We start from the raw sequence: 5,589 nt of genomic DNA, 5'->3' as shown, positions 1-5,589 counted from the left end.
GATTCCATCGGAACAGACTCGTGCTAACAGTTAGTCACTTGAAGTCGGTGAACGTACACGACATCTTTCGACTAACACTTTCTGTGCAGCTTTCAAGGCTGCCCCGGGGATCCTTACGCGCCCTTCCGCCCGAACGGAGTTCCACCACCTTGCCCTCGACGATGCGCGTGAGTACCTGAATCTCTGCTCTCAGCGCCTCATTGATCGATGCCAGGTCAACAATTTCCTTATTTTGATCGGCAATCACCTTGTAGAGCTGGGCATTTGCCGCCCGCTGTAACTTCAGTTCGTGGTGCTTGTCGTCGCGCTGCGCACGCGCCGACCCATGGACGAGGGTGCGGATTCGTTCGGCGAAGTCGGGATAAGTGTTATGGATCAAGGCCGGGGTCACGTCAGCCTCTTTCGCGACCGCCGAAATCGAGACTTTCTTGTTGGCGCTTTGCAGACGGCCCAAGGCCAATTGCAACTCGTTCAGTGTTCGCTCCCGGTCCCGGCGGCGGGGTGGGTGGTCCACTTCGGGCGCGGATGCGGCGCTAGACGTTTGCTTCGCTGCCATTCGGCGGGTCCCCTGGTAGTTCAACGCCCAAGTCCTTAAGAACCCGGGCCGCTTCTTCCAGATCGCGCTGGACCCGCTTCACGTCGCCGGGGCCAAACTTCTTGGCCTCCTCCATCAGTTCCTTCTGGTGTCGGTAGGTCTCCTGCCAGAAAGGCTTGAAATTGCTATCGATGACTCCATTGCGGCAGGTCCCGCAGCGGCCCTTCTCATAAATTCCGGCGCCACCGCAGCCCGCATCCTGGGCAAGGCACCACGCATGACCCGTGCTGCGAATGGTGATACGGTCAGATGTTTCCTCGATCATCGCCTTTCGATCTGGAAAGGCTTGCGCGCGCAAGGTCATGATCTTCTTGCCAGCGCCCCCGGCCAACATCTCCTCGCCCTGCAACCACCCGGCGATGGTCTGGACTTTTTGCTTCCGCGATTCCTCCAGAATTTCATCGTAAAGGGCGGCGTCCTGATGTGGGTTGGCAGCGTAAAGCTGGGTCATGTTGATCGACGAGTGCTTGAACTGCTCCTTGAGGAACAACAGGCCTCCCAACCGATGTCGTGCGAAAGAATAGGCATAGAGCCGCCGCATCTGGTGCGGCGCCAGAGCCCAGTCCGTCCCGGCCTCCTCAGCAAACTTCCGAAGCGCCTGACCCCACGCGGTGCCGGACACCAGCAAGACGCCGTGACTGCCCATCCCAAGAAACAGCTTGTTGAGATTGGCGCGGGCGACTGCGATCTCTTGCAGTCGCCGGAGCGTCCTTTTCCCTTGATCGGCTTCCCATTCGCGTAATCGCTCGGCTAATAGCATTCGATGCGGTTCGGACCAGCGTTCGAGCACGCGAAGAATATCGTGACCCATCGCCGGCATCAGGAACTCGACGACACCCTTCTTCGTCTTGTGTTCGAACGATCTGATCCAATGAAAGGTGTAGCCATTCCTGATCTCGGTACGCCCTGCACCAACTTCGATGCCAGATAATTCAGAGCTTCGCATACCGGTCAGCACCCCAAGAAGGTAAAAGCAGGCACTACGGATCGCCCCGTGGTCCGCATTCCGTCGCACAGAGCGGATGCCCACATCCCGCTCGTCCAAAATGCCGTCGGCTCTCTTGAGAATTTTCTCGGCATGAGCGAAGAGAGCTTGTGCTACCGCAGCCGGAACCAAGGGCGTCTTGCTGTTCCTTTCGTCCATCCTTGACTCGCCAACGCGTCCCGCCATTTCGCAAGCGGACGAATGTGGCCATGGATGGAAACCCAGCCCGTCGGGATGCTGGTCACGGAACGCGTAGAGTTTCTCCAGAGCGCGGTATTTTTCTGCTAGCACAGGCCTTCCATGACCACACTCCTTCTGGGCTTGAACGTAATTGGTAATGTGTATCGGCCGGACATCAGCGAACGAGGCGACGCCCACCGTTTCCAAATACCGAGAGAACGCGGCAAGATGTCCGACGAACTGCCGCAGGCGCGACACGCCGGGAGGAGTACTGCCCTCGGTTCCCACCCGCCAGTATCGGAACGCAACCGCCTTGCTCACCTCGCGAAACAGTTCGGGGATGCTCGACCAGTTCAGCCGCTTCTGGCTTTCGCAAGTATTCGGTATAGTCACATAGGGCCACAGTTCCCACACCAAATCGCCGTAGCGGGAAAGTACTCGCTCTTTCCCACCGTCGCTAACAGCCGAGATAACGACATTACGGCGGGTCAACTCGTCGAGCCCGACGACACTCAGAGGCTGCTCGACCAACAACCCGTAGGCCTTTTCCAAAGACTGGACGGCAGCCGGCTTGACGGAGAGCTTTTGGACCGAGCGCTTGCTGGCTTTAGTCATCGTCGTGCTCCCTCAAAGGCTCTATCTCATACGACTTCCAGAAGATATGCGGGTCGATGCGGGCACGTTCTTTGGCGGCTTGCACCGACGCCGCATCAAAATTGTCCGCCGTGAAGGCGTCGATCAAGCGCATCGTGCGATGAAATTGCGTACGCCAATCGTTGCTTCGGGCGCGATCTCTCTCCCGTTCGAGAAACCAGTAGAAACTGAATAGCCGATGCAGGTCGTCCGGCGCACCCACGATTGCATAGCTGCGACAGGAGAAGCAGGCAAAGAAGTCGTCACAGGGGGTGCCGTCGCGGGGGGCTTTGTCCCCGTAGTATGGGTCCTTACAACTTCCAACGCGTGTCGCGGTGAGTGATGCGATGGGGATTACCTTGCCCCTATCATCGCCCTTTTTGCCGTTGCGGTAGATATCCGGCAGTGCCTCCCCGACGAAAGTTGCATCCTCTCGCATGGATTTCGTGCAGGCGAGGTAATGATTGTCCGCAACCTGTGGTGTGTGGCCCATGAGCGCGGCGGTGGCGATGAGGTCTCCGCCACTGAGTTGCCAGAGGCGGTCTTCCATGGTTTTTCGTAGACGCGATGCATTGAGCTGTAGGGGCCCACCATCGTCCGCCTTGAGTTGATGTCGATCAATCAAGGCCTGGGTACCGAGGCAAAGCGCACAAGGGCTCAATCTGGTGAGCTGGCGAGATTTCTCGGTAATCCCTTCTCCGATAAACAGCCAGACGAAATCTTTGAGGTCGTCGCGTGCAATCTCGGCCAGAGGCTGGGTCATCGCCAAGACTTTCCGCATGAGTGCGACGCCGTCCATGGCGACCGCCAGAGACTGGTCTTCCGCCCTGGAGAAGCGCAGGCTCTTGAGCTGGGTCGCATTCCCGCGCCGCTTGAAGGTTTCCAGCAGCATCATGTTGGGCATAAACGGATGCGGCTTTAGGCAATTCCGCTTCATCTCCAAGAGCGGCGTAGAGTTGGCACCGGTACGGATAGCTATTGCCAGCAGATACACAACCAGCGCCGCGGAGGCCGGGCCATTGAAGTATTGTTTGTGAATCGCAATGATGTCGTCACGCAATGCCGTGGCCACTCGGATGCGCTCGCCGGTCGAGAGTGGTGTCGCGCCTTTCAGCCGCGCATTGCAGTGCGGGAATGGATTGGCCGGGAACAGCTCCGCGCCGCCTGGCACCAAGTGGCGAAGCTGCAGACCGACAAGCACCGCCTTCGTCCTGTTAAAAAAGGCTCTTTGCGTGGTGTAGGCCCAGTCCGCGTGGTCCTCAAGCCATGCGATGTAGGCAGCGATATGCTTTCGCTCTAACGCCCCCGGCTGACATGGTTCCGCGGAACTGAGCAGGAAGTCGAAGAAGTGGACCAAACCATTGGTCCAATAGCCACGTAGGGTTGCTGGGGCGGCGTCGCCGCCGGCGAGAAACGCCCGCAACTGCGTGGTGCATACCCACACCCAGGCGTCGATGCCGCGGCCAAGGTAGCCGGACAGGTCGAGTGTGCGTTGTGTCGTGGCATTTCCCTTCGCAGGCAACGAGACGGTGGCGCCGCCGTGCTCCAAGCATATGGGATTGATCGATACCTGGAGAGGAGCGGAAGCGTAGCCTTTGCGATTTGTCTTCACGGTCCGCCTCCTGCGAACAGCTGATCAATCTCATCCTCGTGGGCCAGCACAAGGTGGCCCTCTAGTGAGTTGATGAGATGTAGGTAGAGCACCGTGGTGGTGACATCGGAATGACCCAGCCGGTCGCGCACGTACAGGAGTGGCTCTCCCTCGAATGTCTTACTCTTGCGCAGACTCCAAAGCAAAAAAGTGGCATATGTGTGGCGCAACATGTGGGCAGTCACATGAAATCCCACTCGCTTCGAAAGCGCCGCGAAGATGGCGACCAGGGCTGTCTTGGTGTAAGGCACGCCGTGTTCAGTGAGAAACAGTGTGGCAAAGCTCCTTCCATGGCGATGATTCCGCTCTCGTACCTGGCGGTGCCGAACACTGTACGTGTCCAGTTCCTCCATCAGGTCATAGGGAAGATCGATGCTGCGAGGCTTGCTGTTCTTGATTTCCATGTCGCGCGGATCGAGATTCAGCCGAATCCTTTCGTTCCATCCGAGGTCTCTCCGGCGACTAGGGTCGAATACGTACCCAGGCTTATCTGGCCAAGTCCGACACTCAATCTGGCGCAAGCCCGTACGAAGCATCAGCGAAAACATGAGCCGATGGGTAAGATTCGGTAGGGCTTCATAGCAAACCTTGACCTGCGCCTTAGTCAGGATTTTGATTGACGGAGCTTGCTGTTTCAGCAAGATGCTGGGGGACTCCACCTTGCCGCCAGTAGCATCAACGTGCGCCAGGAAGCCCGGCTGCCGACTGGTCTGAATCGAGGCGAACTCAAAGGGCAAACAGTCAATGTGCCCCTTCTTCGCCGCCCACTGATAGAAGCGGACGATAACCCGCAGCCGATTGTTGATGGTCGTGTTCGCCAGCCCGACCGTGCCCTTCGACCAGTCCCGGTACGCTTCGAGTGCACTCGGCATGCCAGGCATGCCGGGTTGCTGCCAGTCCAGTCCGTTGGATACAACAAAGGCAAAGAAGTCGTACAGCGCCCAGCCATACGAATCCCATGACTTCGGGCTGCTCACCCGGCCATTTGATGTGATCAAATCCCACAGAAATGACTGCGCGGGCTCCATCGGATGGCCGCCCTCATCGAGCAGCAGTGGAAAGCCCTTCCAGGCCCGTCCTGCGACGACTAACTTCTCGTTTGCGAGGACGTATCTCAAAGCACTTGCCTAAGCTTTGTCACCGCCTGCTTGAAGTCGAGTGTCAGCAGATGCATGGCGAGATCAATACCGCCGCCGCCACCCCGCTTCAGTCGTGTGTCGAACCACTTTGGACCAGTGGTAAGGAGCTCAAATTCGCGGTCGCCAACGCGTAGGTGCCAGCGGTGCGTGTGACTGTCATAGATCGGAACGAAACTCGGATCCGCTTTGACGTGATCGGCCAAGAGGGGAAGCAACACCTCACAATCTATAGACCGAAATTTCTCTAGCTCAACAGCTTCAACTCGCCCTCGTGCCGCAACCATGCTTCCCTCCCGCTCCGCGGAAAACCAACTCCGCTACTCGTCTGTAAGACAGACTTTGCTACTCGACGGAAAGAGCCGTGCCCTCGCACGTAAGCATAGGTCAAACAAGGCAAGGATCACTA

The 5,589-nt window shown here is 58.0% G+C and carries 5 protein-coding genes; all 5 read right to left on the bottom strand.

What is annotated here, in order from left to right:
• Positions 1-34: 34 nt before the first annotated feature.
• From RM96_RS24215 to RM96_RS24195, 5 genes are read right to left on the bottom strand one after another with little or no spacing between them, the layout of a single operon-like run.
• The gene (locus RM96_RS24215) at positions 35-556 is read right to left on the bottom strand and encodes a TetR family transcriptional regulator (protein WP_152624201.1); all 522 of its coding nucleotides are present in this window, start codon (positions 554-556) and stop codon (positions 35-37) included.
• On the bottom strand, positions 534-2,375 hold the full coding sequence (locus RM96_RS24210) for a tyrosine-type recombinase/integrase (RefSeq protein ID WP_039014267.1): 1,842 nt from the start codon (positions 2,373-2,375) through the stop codon (positions 534-536). Before RM96_RS24210 ends, RM96_RS24215 begins: the two co-directional genes overlap by 23 nt.
• Positions 2,368-4,005 (bottom strand): hypothetical protein, encoded by a 1,638-nt coding sequence (locus tag RM96_RS24205; protein ID WP_052279715.1) that lies wholly within the window; start codon positions 4,003-4,005, stop codon positions 2,368-2,370. Before RM96_RS24205 ends, RM96_RS24210 begins: the two co-directional genes overlap by 8 nt.
• Positions 4,002-5,162: a tyrosine-type recombinase/integrase gene (locus RM96_RS24200; protein ID WP_039014266.1), complete on the bottom strand. Its 1,161-nt coding sequence runs from the start codon at positions 5,160-5,162 to the stop codon at positions 4,002-4,004. The genes RM96_RS24205 and RM96_RS24200 overlap by 4 nt, the downstream gene beginning before the upstream one ends.
• Positions 5,159-5,467, bottom strand: coding sequence for a hypothetical protein (locus tag RM96_RS24195; RefSeq protein WP_039014265.1), 309 nt, complete (start codon positions 5,465-5,467; stop codon positions 5,159-5,161). The genes RM96_RS24200 and RM96_RS24195 overlap by 4 nt, the downstream gene beginning before the upstream one ends.
• Positions 5,468-5,589: the final 122 nt, after the last annotated feature.

Origin of the sequence: Cupriavidus sp. IDO (assembly GCF_000812465.1) — a bacterium.
Taxonomy (GTDB): domain Bacteria; phylum Pseudomonadota; class Gammaproteobacteria; order Burkholderiales; family Burkholderiaceae; genus Cupriavidus.
The sequence above is the reverse complement of the archived record's forward strand: the minus strand, read 5'-3'. Positions and strand labels throughout refer to the sequence as shown.